Here is an 18,276-nt window from a genome sequence, read left to right on the forward strand (position 1 = left end):
AAGAGGCGACACGGCGGGCACGGCAGAGCCCGCACAGCGGCCGGCGCGCCCCGGCCCGACCGAGGGGGAACCATGACGTACCACGACTCGACCGGACACCTGCTGCTCACCCCGGCGGACCGGGACGCCCCGGCGCGCGTCGCCCGACTGCGCGCCCTGGGCCTGGGGGAGCGGACCGATCCCGAGCTCGACGCCTTCGCCCGGCGGGTCGCCGAGACCACCGGCACCCCTTATGCCGGGGTCAACCTGCCCGGTGCCGAACGGCAGTTCTTCGCCGGCCTCCACCACTCCCCGGGCGCCCCGGCCAGCGGCTATCCGGCCCGGGTGCTGGCCCGCGACCACGGCTGGTGCCCGCACGTGCTGGTGCGCCGCCGGGCGCTGGTCCTGGAGGACGTGAGGGACTTCGCGCGCTTCGCCGGGAACGCCGTCGTGGACGAGGACGGGGCCCGGTCCTACCTGGGCGCCCCGATCACAGACCGGCAGGGCGTGGTCCTGGGGACCGTCTGCGCCGTGGACCGGGTGCCCAGGCGGTGGGGCAACGAAGGCCTCGTGACGATCAAGGAGCTGGCGGCGGAGTTGGTGGAACGCATCCACCGGCGCGAGGACACCGGTCTCCGGTGAGGCGCGGGCGGCAGTCACGGGACTACCGTGCGAAGGGACCGCCGGCACCCCCGCGCCACCGGGCCGGCAGGGGCCGCAGGGGTGTGCGCAGACGCCCGGACGCAGGAGGACCGATGGCCGTGACCGCCGAGGACGTGCGTTCGGTCGCACTCGCGCTGCCGGAGAGCACCCTGGGCGGCCCGCGGCCCCGCTGACCGCAGCGCCGCTGACCGCAGCCCCCTGACCGGCCAGCCGCTCCCGCCTCGGCCCTCGCACGCCCCGCAGCCGTCCCGTACGTCTACACGTCCAGGAAGGCGGTGATCCGCTGCCGCAGCCCGGCCGGGTCCAGGCCGTGCGCGGCCGTGTGCTCCTCGACCGTCCCGTAGCGGCGCAGCTCGGCCCGGCCCACGCCCAGCCCCAGCACCCGGTGCGGCACCTCGGCCAGCGCGTCGTTCGCCGCCGCCGTCGAGGTCCCCGCGAGGTACGGCTCGACCAGCACCACGTCGGCGCCCGCCCGCCGTGCCGCGGCACGCAGCGACGCGTCGTCGAAGGGACGCACGGTCGCCGCGTACAGAACGGTCACGTCCAGGCCCGTGGTCGCGGCGAGCACGTCGTCCAGGGTGGGGCCCATCGCCACGACCACCCCGCGGGTGCCCTCCCGCACGGTCCGCAGGCCCAGCCCGCCCACCGGCCGAGCGGCGGCGTTCGACAACTGCGACAGCCGGACGTACACCTTGTCGTCCCCGGCCGCGTACGCGTGCCTCAGCAGCGCCTCCGCCTCGTCGGGATGGCCGGGCACGTGGACCGTCCACCCGTCCAGCGTGTCCAGCAGGGCCACGTCCCCGGGGGCCATATGGGTGTACCCGCCGGCCGGCCAGTCGTACGAGGCGCTGGCGCTGACCAGCACCCCGCCCGTCCCCTGGTGGCCGAAGTCCAGCTTCACCTGCTCGAACGGCCGCTCCACCAGGAAACTCGCGAACGTGTGCATGACCGGCCGCAGCCCGGTCAGCGCCAGCCCGCCGCCGACCCCGACGAGCAGCTGCTCGCGGATCCCGACGTTGAGCACCCGGTCCGGGTGCCGCTGCCGGGCCGGCCGGAAGCCGTCCATGCTGATCTCCGCCAGCACCAGCGCCAGCCGCGGGTCCTCGTCCAGCAGCCGCGAGGTCACCGTGACGAACCTCTCCCGCATGGTGTCCATGCCCGTTCCCTCCCCGTACTCCTGCTTCTCGTCCTGCATCGCCCTGCCCTGCTCTGTACTGCCCTGCCCTGCTGAGGCTGCGGTCAGGCCTTCTTCTCGACCCGGGCGACCACCGCGAGCGGCCGTCCCGGGTGCGGTGCGGTGAACGCGGCGTACAGCGCCTCGTGGTCCCGGCCGTCGACGGTCACCGCCGCCCAGCCGGCCGCCTCGAAGCGGGAGGCGATACCGCCGGGCCAGCCGTGCGTGGCCGAGTCGTTGTCGATCACGACGGTGTGGAGCCGCTCCAGTCCCGCGGACCCGGCGTAGGCCAGGGCCTCGTGGTTGCTTCCCTCGTCCAGCTCGGCGTCCCCGATGAGCACCCAGACGGCGGGCCCGGTCAGCCCCTGCGCCCGCAGTCCGAGCGCGGTACCGACCGCCAGGGGCAGGCCGTGCCCGAGGGAGCCGCTGCCGATCTCGACGCCGGGGACGAGCGTGCGGTCGGGGTGGTGCCCGAGGGGCGAGTCGTACGAGCCGAAGCCCGGCAGCCACTCCTCCGGGAGGAACCCCTTGGCGGCGAGCACCGCGTAGTACGCCATCGGCCCGTGCCCCTTGGACAACAGGAACCGGTCCCGCTCCGGGTCGCCGGCCGTTCCCGGCCCCACCCGCAGCACCCGGTCGTACAGCACCCACAGCACGTCGAGGGTGGAGGTGGCGGCGGGTCCGTGCTTCTCGGCGCCGGTCATCAGCGCCATGAGCGGGCGCAGGTCCTCGTAGCGGCGGACTTCCGTGTCCGCGGTTCCCTGGGTCATGTGCCCACCGTGCAACCTCAAGGGGACTTGAGGTCAACCACGACGTCGCCGGAAAGGAGCGCGCGACCACTCCCCGAAGTGCGGTATTGTTCTCGTGCGCGTTCATCCGGGGGAAACCCCAGGTCAGCGGGCATCGGGACGTGGCGCAGCTTGGTAGCGCACTTGACTGGGGGTCAAGGGGTCGCAGGTTCAAATCCTGTCGTCCCGACTTGCGAATACGCAGGTCAGAGGCCGTATCGGAAGCATCCGATACGGCCTCGAGATCGTTTTTGGGGACCAGCTGGGGACCAAGCCGGTCTGAACGGGTCAGACGGCGGCCATTGCCGTGGGTGGCAGTGAACGAGGTGCGCGGAGCGTCATGAGGTGCGCAGAGGGTGCGGCCCCAGCTGCTGTGATCTGGTCAGCGTCGGGGTGCGGTTAGCGCTGTGTGGTGGTCAGTGAGCCGTGTCCGGCGATCTTGCGAAGCACGTGCAGCGGGACGCCGGCGTCGGCGAACCATGTCGGCCCGGTGTGGCGGAGGTCGTGCCGCCGGAGGTGCTCGGCGCCGAGCTCGGTGACGACGTCGTCCCAGTGCGTGGCGTCGCGCAGGACCGCGGTGGAGATGCGTCCGCCGCGCGGTCCAAAGAAGCTCACGCCGGTCGTGTGGATCCGTGCGTCGAGGGGCACATCGTGCTGGTCGGCCACGGGCCCGTGCATCCGTCGGCGGATGTAGCTCCAGGCCGTGCGGCTGCACGGCCGCAGTGTCCCAAATCACCGAGAGTGTCGGGCAGTTCGGATAGGATCGCCGGTATGGGAATTGACTGGGAAAACATCCTCGGCACAAGCGGGAACGGTCTCGACGAGGCATACGACAGGGCGGTCTCCTCAGTCGTCTATGGCGAGATCTCGGAGGACGACCATCGGCCACTCCCGATCGGCGAAGAGTTCGACGACACGGATGGCCTTCGCTGACCTGAGGGCGCACGCAGAGACTGCCCGATGAGCCGGGGTTGCGTGTTGGGCTTGGTCCGCTCTGGCGGGCATCGGGGATCAGAGGCTTCTGCCCCGTAGTGAACCGGTGGTCAAGCGTGCCATCGGGAACCTCGCCTCGCCGTGTCCAGACGGGCGCGGCACTGGTGGCGAGAAGTTGCGCTCGGACGGCCCGGCGTCCGTCGCCGGCTTCTTCGGCCGGAAGAACGAGTTTCGGTCCCAGGGGGCCATGCGCTGCGGAGCACCTCGGTCACCCCGGCTGTTCCGGGCCCCGGCCGACGCCGGCACGCATGGGGATCGTCAGGAACGACATGAGCACGCACCCGGACATCCTGTCGCCGAGATCGGGAAGGACGGGGTCCGCAGCCGAACTCACCGCGCAATGGTCAGCAATCGGTAGGACGAGTTCGGTGGCGACCGAACTGACCTACGACCCCCGCGAGCCGGAGCGCGCCGTCCCCGTGGTGTCATGGCCCTGGTTCCTCGTGCGGATGTCCCTCGTCCTCGCCGTCGGCATCCTCATCCTCTGGGGCGGATGTGTCATGGCCGTCGACACGGCGTGGTACGACTGCGAGGGGCTGAGCGCGCGGGAGTGCGGCGAGGCGAACAGGTGAGAACGGCGGCAGCGCGCCGTCCCGGCGGGTGAGGCGTGGCTTTTCGGCCTGCTTGCCTCCGCGCGCCGGTGGAACCCACCCGCTCCGCTAGCATGTTCGAGCCAACACTGACCACGTTGAGATATGAACATCGGCTGAAAATTGATATCTGCGGCATCACGAGTACTTTCGCGCCCGGACGGCGGGATCGAACCCCCCGTGTGGCGTCGACCGAAGGTCCTGCTGTGGGCCGCAGTGGGTGTGGTGGCCTTCGGGTTCTTCGTCGCCCTGGAGGCCGCCGCCCGCCATTACGGCGTACCCGGCCCGATCACCGTCCAGGCCCGAGAGGTGATCTTCGCGCCCCAGTCGGGGACGGTCCTGTACGCCGCCATGGCGCTGATGATGGTGGTCCTCACCTGGCGGCAGCGGTTCGTCGCCGTCGGCGCCGCGATCGCGATCGACCTGGTGTTCTGGTTCGTCCGGTGGCTGGTCGGCGCCGAGATGATGTACGGCAACGGCGCGCTGTGGGTCACCCTCGGCTGCGCCGTGATCGCCGTCACGCGCCGTACCGGCAGTGAACGCGCCCTGCTGCTCAAGGGCGTGGGCCTGGCCCTGCTGCTCGTGGCCGGCCGCAAGACCGGTTACACGTGGCTGCTCATCACCTCCAAGACCCGCCCCATGGTGCTCGACCAGTACGTGGCCACCGCCGACCACGCCCTGGGCAACCCCTCGTGGGTGGCGGGCCGGATCGTCGAGGCCACCGGCACGGTCGGCTTCCACGTCCTCGAATGGGTCTACATCCAGCTCGCCGTGATGGCGGTCGCCGTCGCGCTGTACCAGCTGCGCAACGTGGCGGCCGAACGCCGCTTCCCGAGCCACCACCTGGTGCGCACCTTCCTGGTCATCGGCCTGCTCGGGCCCGGTATCTACATGATCTTCCCGGTGGTCGGCCCGATCTTCGCCTACGGCGCCGACGGCGAGGGCTGGGCGCTGGCGAACCTCTGGCCGCACACGCCGCCGCCGCTGGACACCCCGCTCCCCATGCCCTTCGACGGGGAGACCCCGCGCAACTGCATGCCCAGCCTGCACACGGCATGGGCCACCGCGATCTACGTGCATTCCCGCAGGGGCCCACTGGCCATGCGGCTCGCAGGAACGTTTTGGCTGATCGCGACGCTCGGCGCCACGCTGGGCTTCGGCTACCACTACGGCGCGGACATCATCGCCGGCGTGGTCTTCACGCTCACGATCGACGCGGCGCTGCGCGCCCTGGCCCGCGGCTGGGACCGGCGGGCGACCCTGTTCGTCGGCCACGGCGCGGCGGTCTTCGTCGCGTACCTCGTGTCGTACCGCTTCCTGCCGACGGAGATGGCCGCGCTGCCGTGGCTGTCCGGGCCGCTGCTCGTCCTGGCGATGTGCTCGGTGATCTACGGCTTCGTACGGACCACCCGGGAATGGGACCGTACGGCCGTCCCGGTGCCGGTACCGCGGCCCCGGCGCGAACGCACGCCGGAACTGGTCTGATCCGGCGCGGGCCGCGGAGGCGGAGCCGGGCCACGGCCACGGCTCCGCAGATGCCGGCGCCCGCTCACTCACCCCCGGGGCGCGGAGCACGGCCGCGCCCGGCCGGTCCGGGCTCCGCCGGTCCCGGCTCCGCCCGGCGCGGTGCCGCCGCCCGGGACGCGTAGGCGCGGACGTCCGCGTCGGCGTCGGAGGCGGCCCCGACCAGGGCGGTACGGGCCCCGGGCGCCTCCCGGTGGTGCAGGAGGGAGAGCACGGCGGCCTTGCGGACGTCCGCGTTCCCGTCGGCCAGTGCCGCGGCGAGCGCGGGGACGGCCTGCCCGGCCCCGGCCGCACGCAGCGCGGTCGCGGCGCCCGCCCGCACCTGCCAGGCCGGGTCGCCGAGCGCCGCCACGGCCCGCACGGCGTACTCGGGCGGGCAGCCGGTGACGGCCAGCGCACCCAGGGCCGCGCCCCGGACCAGGGGATCGCGGTCCTCCAGCAGCGGACCGAGCGGTGCGGGAGCCGGGGCGTGCACGGCCGCCAGGCCGCGGGCCACCGCGACCCGCACCTCACGCGCCGGGTCGGCGGCGGCCACGCCCAGCGCGGCCACCGCGTCCACCGACACCAGCCCGCGCACGGCCGTGGTCCGCACCTCGATCTCGGCGTCGGAGAGCGCGGCGGCGTACGTCGCCGAATCGCCCAGCCGCAGCGCCCGCAGCACGTCGAGCGCGGCGGCCCGGACGGCCGGGTCGGCGACGTCCAGCGCGGACCGCAGCCCTTCGCCCAGCTCCGGCTCGGCCGGCAGCACCTCGACGAGCTCGCGCAGCGCGGCCGCCGCGGCGGCCCGGACCGCCGGCGCGCCGTCCCGCAGGGCGGCGGCGAGCGCGGGCCCCGCACCGGCGGGCACCGTCTCGGCGAGCGCGGCGACCGCGGCCGCCCGCACCGCGGCGTCGGCGTCCGCCAGGTAGGGGCGGAGCGCGTCGAGGTCGGGGGACTCCTCGGCCAGCGACAGCACGCGCAGCAGGGCGGGCGCGGGAGCCGCGGGAACCCCGGGTGAGCCGTCCGCCCCGGCACCGTCCACCCCGGCACCCTCCGACGCCCCGGCACCGTCCACCCCGGCACCACCCGACGCCCCGACCGCAGCCCCGTCCGCCGCAGCCCCGTCCGCCGCGGCCCCGTCCGCCGTGGACACCACCCCGCGGGCTGCCGGAGCGGCCTCCCGCGGACCGGCCGTGGCCACCGGCACCAGGGCCACCTCGCCCAGCAGGCGTTCCGGCCCCGGCTCCGGGGAGAACCCCGGCACCGGCACCACGTACGGCTCGACCGGCCGCGCCGTGAACTCCATCGCCCCCGACGGCGACTTGCGCAGGTCCAGGTGGTGGAGCCAGCCCTCGTCGTCCCGCTCCGGGTGGTCCGTCCGGGCGTGGTACAGGCCCCAGCGCGACTCCGTGCGGGCCAGCGACGCCCGCGCGGCCATCTCCGCGCAGTCCCGGATGAAGCCGACCTCCGCGCACCGCATCAGCTCGTGCGGGGTGCGCGCCCCCATCCCGGAGATCTCCACCGCCATCCGGTCGAACGCCTCCACCGCCAGGGACAGCCTCGCCCCCGTCTTCGGCGGCGCCACGTAGTCGTTCACGAACCGCCTCAGCTTGTACTCCACCTGCGGCTGCGGCGGCCCGCCGGGGTTGCGCAGCGGACGGTAGACCAGCTCGTGGGCGGCCTCCACCTGGTCCCGCGGGAGCTCCCCCTCGTACGCCCGGTACCGGGCCGCGTCCTCGCCGGCCAGGTCGCCGAAGACGAACGCGCCGATCATGTAGTTGTGCGGTACGCACGCCAGGTCGCCCGCCGCGTACAGCCGGGGCACCGTGGTGCGCGCGTGGGCGTCCACCCGCACGCCGGAGGCCGAATGGCCCCCGCACAGCCCGATCTCCGAGATGTGCATCTCGATGTCGTGCGTGCGGTAGTCGTGGCCGCGCCCCTCGTGGAAGGTGCCGCGGGTGGGCCGTTCCGTCGTGTGCAGGATCGATTCGACGGCGGAGACCGTCTCCTCGGGCAGATGGCTGAGCTTGAGGTACACCGGCCCGCGGTCGGAGGCGAGTTCCGCCGCGAACTCGGCCATCATCTGCCCCGACCAGTAGTCCGACTCCACGAACCGCTCGCCGTGCCGGTTCACCTGGTAGCCGCCGAACGGGTTCGCGACGTACGCGCACGCCGGCCCGTTGTAGTCCTTGATCAGCGGGTTGACCTGGAAGCACTCGATGCCGGTGAGCGCGGCCCCGGCGTGGTAGGCCATGGCGTAGCCGTCGCCCGCGTTCGTCGGGTTCTCGTACGTCCCGTACAGGTAACCGGACGCGGGCAGTCCGAGCCGGCCGCACGCCCCGGTGGCCAGGATCACCGCGCCCGCCCGCACGGTGACGAACTCCCCGGTGCGGGTGTCGAACCCGGCCGCACCGATCGCCCGCCCGTCGTCCGGGTGGGTGAGGACCCGGACCGGCATGACCCGGTTCTCGATCCGGATCCGCTCCCGCATCTCGCGCCGCCGCAGCTGCCGGTAGAGGACCTTCTTGACGTCCTTGCCCTCCGGCATCGGCAGCACGTACGAGCCGGACCGGTGCACCTGCCGGACCGCGTACTCGCCGTGCTCGTCCTTCTCGAACTTCACCCCGTACGACTCCAGTCGCTTGACCATCGCGAAGCCGCGGGTCGCGGTCTGCCGGACGGTCGACTGGTCGACGATCCCGTCGTTGGCGCGGGTGATCTCGGCGACGTAGTCGTCGGGTTCGGCCCGTCCCGGGACGACCGCGTTGTTGACCCCGTCCATGCCCATGGCGAGCGCCCCGGAGTGCCGTACGTGCGCCTTCTCCAGCAGCAGCACCTGCGCGCCGAGGCCGGCCGCGGTCAGGGCGGCCATGGTGCCGGCGGTCCCGCCGCCGACGACCAGGACGTCGCAGGACAGCTCCCGCGCGTCGGCGGGGGAGGGTACGGGCATGGGGGAGGAGGAGTCCACGGGGGAAGCCACGGAGGTGTCCACGGGGGTGTCCACGGGAGGTGCTGCCTTTCGGATGCCGGGCACCGGGGTGCCCGCGGGTGCGTGCGGGTCGCGCGGGTTCACGGCGACCCGTCCAGGGATTCGAGGACGAGGCGGCGCAAGCCGGCGGTGCCGTCCGGGTGCCGCGCCCCGCGCCCGCGCGGGTGCGGTACGTCCAGCACCCGGCCGGAGCCCAGCAGGGCGACCCGGTCGCCGAGGTGGAGGGCCTCGTCCACGTCATGGGTGACGAAGACGACCGTCGCGCCGGTGCCGCGCAGCACGTCGACGAGCAGGTCCTGCATGCCGGTGCGGGTGTGCGCGTCGAGCGCGCCGAACGGCTCGTCCATCAGGACCGCCCGGGGCCGGCCGGCCAGCGCCCGGGCCAGCTGGGCGCGCTGCCGCTGGCCGCCGGACAGCTGGTGCGGCAGCTTGTGCCCGTGCCCGCCCAGCCCGACCCGTTCCAGCCAGTCGGCCGCGGACCTGCGCCGCTCCGCCCGCGGCACCCGGCGGATCGCCAGCGGCAGCTCCACGTTGGCGCGGACGGTGCGCCAGGGCAGCAGGGCGTCGTGCTGGAAGACCAGCGCCCGGTCGGCCGCCGGCCCGGTGACCGGTTCCCCGTCCTGGGTGAGCCGCCCGTCCAGCGGGGGCAGCAGCCCGGCGAGGGTGCGCAGCAGGGTGGACTTGCCGCAGCCCGAGGGCCCGACCACGGCCAGCAGCTCCCCGGGCGCGATGCGCAGGGTGACCGTGCCCGGCAGGGCGGTGCCGTCCGGGTGGCCCAGCCGGAGGCCGTCCAGGGCGAGTTCGGCGCCGGCGGACGGGGCGGCGGACGGCGCGGCCGTGTCCGGGGCGGCGGTGTCCGGGGGAGTGGGGGTGCTCATGGGACGGGCTCCTTCCGGGGAGCGGCGCGGACCGTGTCCGTGGGGGCGGGGTCGGCCGCGGCCGCGGCCGTGGGGCCGCCGGGCCGGCGGAGCGCCGGCCGCCTGGGGGCCGGGGCGCCGGCCGTGGCCGTACGGGGCAGCCAGGCGGTGGCCCGCCGGCCCAGCAGCTCCACGGCGGTGGAGGTCAGCCAGCCCAGGGCGCCGATCGTGACCATGCCGACGAACACGCCCGGGTAGTCGACGACCGTGTAGTCCTGCCACGTGCGGTAGCCCACCCCGTACTCCCCGGAGATCATCTCCGCGGAGATCACACAGATCCACGAGACGCCGACGCCCACCGACAGACCGCCGAAGACGCCGGGAAGGGCACCCGGCAGCACCACGGCGAACAGCACCCGCAGCCGGCCGCCGCCCATGGTGAGCACGGCCTCCTCCCAGACCGGGGCGAGGGCCCGCACCGCGTGCCGGGTCGACACCACCACCGGGAAGAACGCGGCGGTGAAGGTGATGAACACGATGCCCTGCTCGTTGGTCGGCAGCAGCAGGATGGCGACCGGGACGAGGGCGATCGCCGGCACGGGCCGCACCACCTCCAGCAGCGGGCCCAGCAGGTCGGCCGCCCACCGCGACCGCGCGACCGCCGTCCCGACCGCCACCCCCAGCACCGAGGCCAGCAGGAAGCCGGCCACGATCCGGCGCAGGCTGTGGACCAGGTCCTGCCAGTACGCGGCGGTGCCCAGCCGGTCGGCGAAGGCCGAGCACACCTCGCCGACCGTCGGGAACTGCTCGAACCGCAGCCACAGGTTGACGTCCAGGGCGGTCAGCAGCTGCCACAGGCCGAGGGCCGCGGCCAGTGACGCGCCGCGCAGCAGCCAGCGGCCCGCGCTCACGACGCCAGTCCCACGGCCTCGGCGTAGTCGATGACCCGCGCCCCGGGGCGGCCGCCCGCGTACCTCTCGGCGCCGGCCGGCGTGACGAAGGCGTGGAGGTCGCCGCCGTCCGCCACCCACACCGCCTTGTCGGCGAACCAGAGCGTGCCCGTCACCGCGTCCGGCACGTACGCGGCCCGCACGTCGGCACCCTTGGCGGCCTTCAGCAGCTCCTCGGGGCTGTCGAAGGTGCGGGTGGTGCCCTGCCCCTTCAGCCACAGCTCGGGCTTGGCGGCTCCGGCCTTGGGGTAGGCGGGGGCCCGTACGGCCCGCTCCAGCGGCGCCGGGTCGACGAAGGCGTCCACGTCGACGTCCTTGACCAGGGAAGCCGCCTTCAGCACCGGCACGTCCTCCTTCAGCGCGGCGATCAGCTCCGGACGGAGCTCCGGGTCGAAGGTGGCGATGCCGTTGGCACCGTTGTAGAGGTAGACCACCTCGGCAGGCAGTCCGGTCTCCTTCGCCACCGACTCGGCGGCGGCGACCGGCCGCTCGCGCAGGTAGTCGGTGGCGCGACGCTGTGCCCTGAGGAAGTCGTCGAGGACCCCGGCCCGCCGCTCGGCGAACTCCGCGCGGACCGTCACCCCGTGGAAGGTCGGCAGGTTCAGCTCCGCCCCGTCGTAGAGGGCCGTGGCACGGCCCTCGAAGGCCAGCTGCCCGGGCCATGCGACGAACTGGGAGAGGGCGTCCGCGCTGCCCCCGGCCAGCGACGAAGCCCCCACGCTGGGCTGCTGGTTCAGTTTCTGGATGTCCTTCGCCGGGTCGAGGCCGGCCCGCTGGAGGGCCCGGACCAGGGTTCCGTCCGCGGCCGAGCCGACACTGGTGGAGACCTTCTTGCCGCGCAGGTCGGCCAGCGACCGAAGTGGCGAACCCGGCCTGGTCACCACCGTGTTGAGGCCGCCGCGCAGGTTGTACCCGGTCACCGCGACCAGCCGGGTCGGCTGCTTGAGCTCCTTGCCGCGGGCCGCGTTGAGCAGCAGCGGGAAGTCGCCCATCGAACCGATGTCGATCTTCCCCGCGGTCATCTGCGCGGTGATCGGGGCCCCGGTGGCGTAGTCCTGCCACTTGACCCGGTAGGTGGTGCCGTCCTTCCTCCCGCGCGCAGCGAGCTCTTCCTCGAAGTAGCCGAGGGAGCGCAGCAGGGTGCCGGCGGTGACGGTGTTGATCGTCTTCGATTGGTAGCCGACCGTCACGGTGACCGTCTTCGGGCCGGCGTCGCCGCCGGTGCCCGTGTCGGCACCGCAGGCGGTGGCCGACGGGAGGAGCAGGACGAGCGGCAGCAGCCGCAGCAGCGGGATCCCCTTGGGAGACATGGGAGACATGGGAGTCGGGCCTTTCACCGGAGCAGGTAGGGCATGTTGACGGTGACCGCGCCGGTGGGGCAGCGGGCCGCGCAGGGGCCGCAGTACCAGCACTCGTCCACGTGCATGTACGCCTTGCCGTTGTCCTCGCGGATGGCGAGCGAGTCGAGCGGGCACATGTCGACGCAGAGGGTGCAGCCTTCGATGCACTTGGACTCGTCGATGGTCACGGGCACATCGGCGCGCTGGGGCACAAGGGGCATGGCTGTCTCCAACGGCCGCCCGGAGGGCGGCGAATGGGGGAAGGGGGGAAGGGGGAGGGGAGGAAGAAGGGGCGGCGGCCCGGATCACACGGAGCGCTGCAGCACGCCGCTCATGGTGATGCGGTCACCGCGGAACCGGATGAACTCCAGGTCCACCGGCCGGCCGTCGGGCAGACACGTCAGCCGCTCCAGCATCAGCACGGCTGCCCCGCGCGGTACTTGGAGCACGGCGGCGGAGTGCGCGTCGGCGTTGACGGCCTCCAACGTGATCGCGGCGTGGCCCAGCGGGCCGCCGGTCAGCGTTTCCAGCAGCCGGAACACGTCCGTGTTCTCCAGGTCGCACCCGAGCAGCTCGGCACCGAGGTCCATGGGCAGGTAGGACAGGTCCAGCGACAGCGGCAGTCCGTTGAGGTGACGCAGCCGTTCGACGCAGAGGACGTCGGCGTGCTCGGGCAGGCCCAGCCGGTGGGCCACCGGGCCCGGGGCGGTGACCGGGCCCACCGTACGGATCTCGTTGGTGACCCGTCCGTGCTCGTGCAGCGTCTCGGCCAGGCCCTGCAGCCGGTCGAGGCCGTGCGGGTACTTCTGGCAGACGACCACGGTCCCGACACCGGGCTGCCGCTCGACGAGCTGCTCGCCGCGGAGCAGGTCCAGCGCCTGCCGGACGGTGTTGCGGCTGGTCCGGAAGTCGGCGGCGATGACGTCTTCCAGGGGCAGTACCCCGCCGGGGAAGCCGCCCGCCAGGATCTGGTGGCGCAGCAGGTCGGCGAGCTGCCGGGCCCGGTCCGCACGCAGCCGGCGACGGCGCGCGGCGGCGACCGGGAGGGCTGCGGGGGCGGGTTCGGCGGGCATGGAAAGAACGTACCGGGAGTGCGACAGCGGTGGTGTTGCCGCCGTGTTGCGCCACCTGACGGGCCGTGAGAAACGGCTTGACCTGCGGTTTTGTGGATGGATCGGCGAGATCCGCCACTCCGCTGCCCACAACGTGGACATTGGACGACCATCATGCGGACGGCGCCCCGGCCCTCGGAACGAGGCGTTCCGACAGCATACGAAAGCACCGGCTCCGCCGGGCTTGATGCCTGGGCGGAGCCGGTGCTGAGGGTGCCGGGCGGACCGGCGCGGTACGGGTGTCAGGCCTTCATCAGCAGGCCGCGGTTGCGGAGCATCCGGCGTTCCAGTGGGCTGAAGACGAGGAGGTCGATGGCGATGCCGACGACGAGGATGAGGGCGATGGCGAGGAAGACGCCGGGGAGGTCGATGTTGTTGCGGCCGTTTTCGAGGAGTTGGCCGAGGCCGAGGCCGAGGTCGGGGGAGGAGGCGATGATCTCGGCGGCCATGAGGGAGCGCCAGGAGAAGGCCCAGCCCTGCTTGAGGCCGGCGACGTAGCCGGGGAGGGCGGCGGGCATGACGATGTGCCGGATGCCGCGGAGGCCGGTGGCGCCGAGGGTGCGTCCGGCGCGGAGGAAGAGGGGTGGGACCTGGTCGACGCCGGAGACGAGTCCGTTGGCGATGGAGGGTACGGCGCCGAGGAGGATGACGGTGAACATCATGGCGTCGTTGAGGCCGAACCAGAGGACGGCCGGGGGGACCCAGGCGACGGAGGGGAGGGATTGCAGGCCGGAGAGGATGGGGCCGATCGCGGCGCGGACGAACTTGACGCGTGCGACGAGGAGGCCGAGGGGGGTGCCGATGGCCAGGGCGAGGAGGAAGCCGAGCAGGCCGCGGGAGACGGAGGTCCAGATGACGTCGAAGAGGGTGCCCTGGAGCCACATCTGGGCGAGGCTGTCGAAGACGGCGGGCAGGGGTGGGAGTTTGGCTTCGTCGACGGTGCCGGTGGTGACGAGGGTGTGCCAGAGGGCCAGGACGAGGGTGACGGCGACGGTCGGGGGGAGGGCCTTCTTGGTGAGGACCTCGCGGATGGGGGTGCGGCGGATCTCGACGGCGTCGAGGGCGTCGAGTCCGGCTTCGAGGCCTGCGAGGTCGTCCGCTTTGGGCTTGGTTTCAGTGCTGGCCATGGCGGCGGATCTCCCCACGGAGGTGTTCGGTGATCTCGAGGGACAGTTCGGCGACGTCGGCGTCTTCGATGCGGCGGGGCTGGGGGATGCCGACGGTCCATTCCTTGGCGACGCGGCCGGGGCGGGAGGAGAGCAGCACGACGCGTTGGGCGAGGCGGACGGCTTCGCGGACGTTGTGGGTGACGAACAGCACCGACAGACCGGTCGCTTCCCAGATGCGGGTGAGTTCGCCGTGGAGGACGTCGCGGGTGATGGCGTCGAGGGCGGCGAAGGGTTCGTCCATGAGGAGGAGTCGGCTGTCCTGGGCGAGGGCGCGGGCCAGGGCGACGCGTTGCCGCATGCCGCCGGACAGTTCGTGGACGCGTTTGCCGTGGGCGCCGCCGAGCCGGACCAGCTCCAGAAGCCGTTCGGCTTCGGTGCGTCGTTCGGTTTTGGGTACGCCGCGTAGGCGGAGGGCGAGTTCGATGTTCTTGCCGGCGGTGAGCCAGGGGAAGAGGGCGTGTTCCTGGAACATCAGGGCGGGGCGGCCGGTGGTGTCGATGGTGCCGGTGGTGGGGCGGTCGAGGCCGGCGACGAGGTTCAGGAGGGTGGATTTGCCGCAGCCGGAGGCCCCCAGGATGGTGACGAACTCTCCGGGTGCGACATCGAGGCTGATGTCGTCCAGGACGAGTTGTGTGCCGGCCGGGCCGGTGAAGGACTTCGAGACGTGCTGGATGCGTGCGGCGTGCGTCGCCGCCGTCGCGGTGTCCTCGGCAGCCTTGGCGAGTGTGGTGGCCATGGTCGTCACCTCCTGGGGGATTGGGGGGGAGATCCCCGCGTGCCTGATTACTTGGCGCCGAGGCCGGCGTCGGAGACCTCGGGCTTGCCCGCGGCCTTGAGGACCTTGTTCAGGAGCGTCAGGTCGTAGATGCCGGTCAGGTCCGGCTGCTCGATGAGCTTGGCCTTCACGGCGTAGTCCGCCTGGGTCTTGAGGGTGGCGGCGAGCGGGTCGTCGGTCACGTCGATGCCGGCCCAGGCCGGGTCGATGACGGCGGCAGCGAGTTCCTTGCCGGTCTCCGCCTTCAGGGCGGCGTTCGCGGACGCCTTGGCCTTGTCCGGGTTGGCGTTGATCCACTCGTTGGTCTTGACCGTGCCCTTGAGGACGGCCTCGACGACGTCCGGGTGCTCCTTGAGGAACTTCTGCGACACGATCACGTTCGTGATCACGAACTTCTTGTCGGGCCACAGGTCGGTCTCGTCGAGCAGGACCTTCGCGCCGTCCGTGACCAGCTTCGACGCCGTCGGCTCCGGCACCCACGCGCCGTCGATCGAACCGGACTTGAAGGCGTCCGGGGTCACCTTGTTCTCGGTGCGGACGACGGAGACGTCGCCCTTGCCGGACTCCGGGTCGACCTTCCAGCCCTTCTCCGCGATCCAGTTGAGGAAGGCGACGTCCTGCGTGTTGCCCTTCTGGGGGGTCGCGATCCGCTTGCCCTTGAGGTCGTCCAGGGTCTTGATCTTGTCCGGGTTCACCACCAGCTTCACCCCGCCGGAGGCGGAGCCGGAGATGATGCGCAGGTTCTGGCCCTTGGACTTCACATAGCCGTTGATGGAGGGGGACGGGCCGATGAAGCCGATGTCGAGCGAGCCGCCGTTGAGGGCCTCGATCTCCGACGGGCCGGCGTTGAACGCCTGCGGCTTGATCTTGGTGCCGCCCAGCTCCTTCGCGATCAGCCCCTCCTGGAGGCCGACCAGGGCCGTGGCGTGCGTCAGGTTCGGGAAGTAGCCGATCCGCACCTCCGGCGCCGACAGCTTCACGCCGTCCGCGGCCACGTTGGCCTTGGCGTCGGAGGGCGTGTCCTTCTTGCCCTCGGATCCGTATCCGCACGCGGTGAGCAGCAGGGGCAGGGTCGCCGTGACGGCGAGGGCGCGCAGGGTGGTGGGGAGCGGTCTTGCGGCAGACACGGAGGTGTCCTTTCGGAGGGTGGTGACACGAGGGTCGTGACGAAGAGCGGGGGGAGCGCGCGGCGGCACGCCTCACGGGGTCCGCCGGCTTCCTCGGACGGAAGCAGCGGTGTCGTCAGCGCGTGCGGCGTCGCACGCCGGCGCGGAAACGTGCGCGGCGAGTGTGTGCCGGGGACGTACGGCCGTGTGCGCGGGCAGTGAGCGCCCTGGTGGGGCGGCTGCGCCGGAACGACCGGGGGATCGCCGCAGGGCGGCGTCAGAAGGGCCGACAGATGGCGCTGGACGTGCGCAGCAGGTCGATGTGGCGGCGAGAGGTGAGCGGGGGCAGAACTCGGCCCGCACGGTGTGTGGTTCGCACGGCCTGCCCCCGATTCCTAGTTTTCCCACCTGGTTGGTAGGCATAGTGGCAGAAGGCGCGCCCGCCCCCAAGGGTGCGATCACATAGTGGACGATCGCGTCTCAGCAGCCGAGAAAGCCCAGGTCAGGGGTTGGTCCAGGCCTCGGGTGTGTGGGTCAGCGCGGTGACGTCGGTGGGGAGGTGGGAGGACGCGACGTCGGCGAGGGTCACGCCCTCCAGGATCTCGCGCACGTTGGACCGCAGGGCGATCCACAGCGGCAGCAGCGATTCCGCGGGCCCGGTGTAGGAGAGGTCCGGGGGCCGGACGCCGCGTACCGAGACGAGCGGTCCGTCCACGACGCGGATGACGTCCGCGACGGTGATGTCGCGGGCGGGTTTGGCCAACCGGTAGCCGCCGTTGCCGCCGCGCTGGCTGAGCACCAGACCGCCCCGGCGCATGTCGTTGAGGATGCCTTCCAGGAACTTGTGCGGGATCTCCTGGGCGACGGAGATGGCTTCGGCCTTCAGTGGCCCGCCGTCCTGGGACGCGGCGAGCTGAAGCGCGGCCCGTACCGCGTAGTCCGCCCTGGCTGAGATCCGCATGTGGCCATTATCCCGTACGCCCGCGGGGCTGCCTGCGGCGCCCGCGCCGAGGGGGTCACGAGCCGTTGAGGTAGTGCTCGCCTATGGAGCGCAGCCGGTGCGCGGCCGGGCGGTGGGCCGTCAGGACGCGGGCGTTGCGCCAGAAGCGGTCCAGGCCGGGCGCGTCGGCGATCTCCAGTACGCGCGCGGCGACGCGCAGGGCGGCCTCGGCGGTCACGGTCTCGGCCGTGGCGACGAGGGCGGCCACCGCCGCCGGCTCGTCGGCGCCCAGCGCCGGGCCGGCGCCGAGGGCGCGGGCCATGACCTCCGTCGCGCGGTCGACCACGACGGCGGCCGTCTGCGCGGCGGTCGCGAGCTCGCCGTACGTCAGGAAGAGGTCCTGGTCCCGGCCGGCGCGGGTGCCCCGGCTGAGGTCGCGGGCCTCGGCGAGGGCGCCCTCGGCCGTGCCGAGCGCCACCTGGCAGAGGGCGAGCCGCAGGGCGGGCTCGGCGAGTGCGGTGAACGGTGCGGTCGACTCCTCGTCGGCGGGGCGGACGCCCAGTACCTGCCCGGCGGTGACGGCGACCCGGTCGAGGACGAGCCTGCCCGCACCGGCGACCCGCTGGCCGAGACGGTCGTGGGCCGGCTCGGCGGTCACGCCCGGCGCGGTGGCCGGGACGCGGACGACGAGGACTTCGCGGGTGGTGGTGCAGACGGCGTCCAGCACGATCTGGTCGGCCGTGGCCACCGCCGTGTCCAGGAACCGGCGCCCGTCCAGCACGTAGCCGGAGCCGCGGGGGCGCAGGGTGGCCGGTGCGGTGGCCCCGGGAGCGTCGGGGCCGCCGGGGACGTCGGCCCACGGGCGGTGCGGGCGGATCGATCCGGTCCACAGCCACTGCCCGTCCGTCGACTCCTCCTCGAGGGCGGCGGCGCGGTCCTGGCCGGCGTAGAAGCGGCCGCTCCACGTGTGGGCGTAGTGGCGGGCGAGCAGCTCGCCGACGGAGCTGTCGGCCGCGGCCGTCTCGCGTATGACGGCGCATCCGGTGCGCCAGTCCGTGCCGCGGTCCGGCCCGGGCGGGGTGAGGGCCGCCGGGAGGCCGGCCTCGCGCAGCCTGGCCGTCTCGTCGACCGGAGGCTTGCCCGCCTGGTCGCGGGCGATGGCGTCCGCGGCGAGGTCCTCCGCCACGTCGCGGGCGGTACGGAGGAGCGCGCGCCGCCGCGCTTCGGCGGGCCGTGCGTCGACGGTGGTCGTCACTGGATCCCCATATTCCCTATCGGATTGATAGGGAATGGTTCCCGAACCCGGCCCGCCCGGCAAGGGGTTGACCGAATGGCGGACAACCCCGTC

Annotated in this window: 18 protein-coding genes, 1 tRNA gene and 1 pseudogene; 5 read left to right on the plus strand and 15 right to left on the minus strand. The window is 73.0% G+C overall.

Annotated features, from left to right (window positions below; all coding sequences use genetic code 11):
• Window positions 1-72 precede the first annotated feature (72 nt).
• A complete protein-coding gene (locus ACFY61_RS22515; protein WP_389474471.1) occupies window positions 73-621 on the plus strand; it encodes a GAF domain-containing protein in 549 nt (182 codons plus the stop codon).
• A gap of 277 nt (window positions 622-898) precedes the next feature.
• On the opposite strand, the gene ACFY61_RS22520 is transcribed toward ACFY61_RS22515, so the two are convergent.
• Together ACFY61_RS22520 and ACFY61_RS22525 are read right to left on the minus strand one after the other, a co-directional pair.
• Window positions 899-1,837, minus strand: coding sequence for a transketolase family protein (locus tag ACFY61_RS22520; RefSeq protein WP_389474473.1), 939 nt, complete (start codon window positions 1,835-1,837; stop codon window positions 899-901).
• 44 nt (window positions 1,838-1,881) lie between these two features.
• Complete coding sequence (locus ACFY61_RS22525; RefSeq protein WP_389474474.1) at window positions 1,882-2,586, minus strand: transketolase; 705 nt, start codon at window positions 2,584-2,586, stop codon at window positions 1,882-1,884.
• A 134-nt stretch (window positions 2,587-2,720) separates the two neighbouring features.
• Between ACFY61_RS22525 and ACFY61_RS22530 the strand changes: the two genes are divergently transcribed.
• Window positions 2,721-2,794 (plus strand) — tRNA-Pro (locus ACFY61_RS22530).
• Window positions 2,795-2,892: 98 nt separating this feature from the next.
• Here the strand turns inward: ACFY61_RS22530 and ACFY61_RS22535 are convergent.
• A pseudogene (locus tag ACFY61_RS22535) lies at window positions 2,893-3,213 on the minus strand (tyrosine-type recombinase/integrase); the annotation flags it as partial.
• A gap of 162 nt (window positions 3,214-3,375) precedes the next feature.
• On the opposite strand from ACFY61_RS22535, the gene ACFY61_RS22540 reads away from it, so the two are divergent.
• The 3 genes from ACFY61_RS22540 (at window position 3,376) to ACFY61_RS22550 (ending at window position 5,672) form a co-directional block, all read left to right on the plus strand.
• Window positions 3,376-3,537: a hypothetical protein gene (locus ACFY61_RS22540; RefSeq protein WP_389474476.1), complete on the plus strand. Its 162-nt coding sequence runs from the start codon at window positions 3,376-3,378 to the stop codon at window positions 3,535-3,537.
• 428 nt (window positions 3,538-3,965) lie between these two features.
• Window positions 3,966-4,169, plus strand: a complete 204-nt coding sequence (locus ACFY61_RS22545) for a hypothetical protein (RefSeq protein WP_389474478.1) — start codon at window positions 3,966-3,968, stop codon at window positions 4,167-4,169.
• 198 nt (window positions 4,170-4,367) lie between these two features.
• Entirely contained in the window at window positions 4,368-5,672 is a 1,305-nt protein-coding gene (locus ACFY61_RS22550) for a DUF5933 domain-containing protein (RefSeq protein WP_389474480.1), read from the plus strand.
• Between the two features lie 64 nt (window positions 5,673-5,736).
• Here the strand turns inward: ACFY61_RS22550 and ACFY61_RS22555 are convergent, their stop codons facing one another.
• The 12 genes from ACFY61_RS22555 to ACFY61_RS22610 form a co-directional block, all read right to left on the minus strand.
• Entirely contained in the window at window positions 5,737-8,640 is a 2,904-nt protein-coding gene (locus tag ACFY61_RS22555; RefSeq protein ID WP_389474700.1) for a fumarate reductase/succinate dehydrogenase flavoprotein subunit, read from the minus strand.
• 119 nt (window positions 8,641-8,759) lie between these two features.
• Window positions 8,760-9,557 (minus strand): ABC transporter ATP-binding protein, encoded by a 798-nt coding sequence (locus tag ACFY61_RS22560; RefSeq protein WP_389474482.1) that lies wholly within the window; start codon window positions 9,555-9,557, stop codon window positions 8,760-8,762.
• Window positions 9,554-10,447: an ABC transporter permease gene (locus tag ACFY61_RS22565; protein WP_389474484.1), complete on the minus strand. Its 894-nt coding sequence runs from the start codon at window positions 10,445-10,447 to the stop codon at window positions 9,554-9,556. The genes ACFY61_RS22560 and ACFY61_RS22565 overlap by 4 nt, the downstream gene beginning before the upstream one ends.
• A complete protein-coding gene (locus ACFY61_RS22570; RefSeq protein WP_389474485.1) occupies window positions 10,444-11,805 on the minus strand; it encodes an ABC transporter substrate-binding protein in 1,362 nt (453 codons plus the stop codon). Before ACFY61_RS22570 ends, ACFY61_RS22565 begins: the two co-directional genes overlap by 4 nt.
• 14 nt (window positions 11,806-11,819) lie before the next feature.
• Window positions 11,820-12,047 carry a ferredoxin family protein gene (locus ACFY61_RS22575; protein WP_389474487.1) on the minus strand — a complete coding sequence of 76 codons (228 nt, stop codon included), beginning with the start codon at window positions 12,045-12,047 and terminating at the stop codon, window positions 11,820-11,822.
• An 84-nt stretch (window positions 12,048-12,131) separates the two neighbouring features.
• Window positions 12,132-12,899, minus strand: a complete 768-nt coding sequence (locus tag ACFY61_RS22580) for a GntR family transcriptional regulator (protein ID WP_389474489.1) — start codon at window positions 12,897-12,899, stop codon at window positions 12,132-12,134.
• A 281-nt stretch (window positions 12,900-13,180) separates the two neighbouring features.
• On the minus strand, window positions 13,181-14,065 hold the full coding sequence (locus tag ACFY61_RS22585) for an ABC transporter permease (RefSeq protein ID WP_389474491.1): 885 nt from the start codon (window positions 14,063-14,065) through the stop codon (window positions 13,181-13,183).
• A complete protein-coding gene (locus ACFY61_RS22590) occupies window positions 14,052-14,843 on the minus strand; it encodes an ABC transporter ATP-binding protein (protein ID WP_389474492.1) in 792 nt (263 codons plus the stop codon). The genes ACFY61_RS22585 and ACFY61_RS22590 overlap by 14 nt, the downstream gene beginning before the upstream one ends.
• 47 nt (window positions 14,844-14,890) lie before the next feature.
• Window positions 14,891-16,009, minus strand: a complete 1,119-nt coding sequence (locus tag ACFY61_RS22595) for an aliphatic sulfonate ABC transporter substrate-binding protein (protein WP_389474493.1) — start codon at window positions 16,007-16,009, stop codon at window positions 14,891-14,893.
• Between the two features lie 256 nt (window positions 16,010-16,265).
• A complete protein-coding gene (locus tag ACFY61_RS22600) occupies window positions 16,266-16,367 on the minus strand; it encodes a putative leader peptide (RefSeq protein WP_389474495.1) in 102 nt (33 codons plus the stop codon).
• 123 nt (window positions 16,368-16,490) lie between these two features.
• On the minus strand, window positions 16,491-16,949 hold the full coding sequence (locus ACFY61_RS22605) for an RrF2 family transcriptional regulator (RefSeq protein ID WP_389474497.1): 459 nt from the start codon (window positions 16,947-16,949) through the stop codon (window positions 16,491-16,493).
• Between the two features lie 55 nt (window positions 16,950-17,004).
• Window positions 17,005-18,183, minus strand: coding sequence for an acyl-CoA dehydrogenase (locus ACFY61_RS22610; protein ID WP_389474499.1), 1,179 nt, complete (start codon window positions 18,181-18,183; stop codon window positions 17,005-17,007).
• Window positions 18,184-18,276 lie beyond the last annotated feature (93 nt).

It is taken from the genome of Streptomyces sp. NPDC012888, from assembly GCF_042900645.1.
Lineage (GTDB): Bacteria > Actinomycetota > Actinomycetes > Streptomycetales > Streptomycetaceae > Streptomyces.

Bases quoted from the DNA above. Each gene is read 5' to 3' on its own strand.
- ACFY61_RS22515 (WP_389474471.1), top strand. From the start codon at position 73: ATGACGTACCACGACTCGACCGGACACCTGCTGCTCACCCCGGCGGAC.
- ACFY61_RS22585 (WP_389474491.1), bottom strand. From the start codon at position 14,065: ATGGCCAGCACTGAAACCAAGCCCAAAGCGGACGACCTCGCAGGCCTC.
- ACFY61_RS22555 (WP_389474700.1), bottom strand. From the start codon at position 8,640: ATGCCCGTACCCTCCCCCGCCGACGCGCGGGAGCTGTCCTGCGACGTC.
- ACFY61_RS22520 (WP_389474473.1), bottom strand. From the start codon at position 1,837: ATGCAGGACGAGAAGCAGGAGTACGGGGAGGGAACGGGCATGGACACC.
- ACFY61_RS22570 (WP_389474485.1), bottom strand. From the start codon at position 11,805: ATGTCTCCCATGTCTCCCAAGGGGATCCCGCTGCTGCGGCTGCTGCCG.
- ACFY61_RS22575 (WP_389474487.1), bottom strand. From the start codon at position 12,047: ATGCCCCTTGTGCCCCAGCGCGCCGATGTGCCCGTGACCATCGACGAG.
- ACFY61_RS22590 (WP_389474492.1), bottom strand. From the start codon at position 14,843: ATGGCCACCACACTCGCCAAGGCTGCCGAGGACACCGCGACGGCGGCG.
- ACFY61_RS22540 (WP_389474476.1), top strand. From the start codon at position 3,376: ATGGGAATTGACTGGGAAAACATCCTCGGCACAAGCGGGAACGGTCTC.
- ACFY61_RS22560 (WP_389474482.1), bottom strand. From the start codon at position 9,557: ATGAGCACCCCCACTCCCCCGGACACCGCCGCCCCGGACACGGCCGCG.
- ACFY61_RS22525 (WP_389474474.1), bottom strand. From the start codon at position 2,586: ATGACCCAGGGAACCGCGGACACGGAAGTCCGCCGCTACGAGGACCTG.
- ACFY61_RS22605 (WP_389474497.1), bottom strand. From the start codon at position 16,949: ATGCGGATCTCAGCCAGGGCGGACTACGCGGTACGGGCCGCGCTTCAG.
- ACFY61_RS22580 (WP_389474489.1), bottom strand. From the start codon at position 12,899: ATGCCCGCCGAACCCGCCCCCGCAGCCCTCCCGGTCGCCGCCGCGCGC.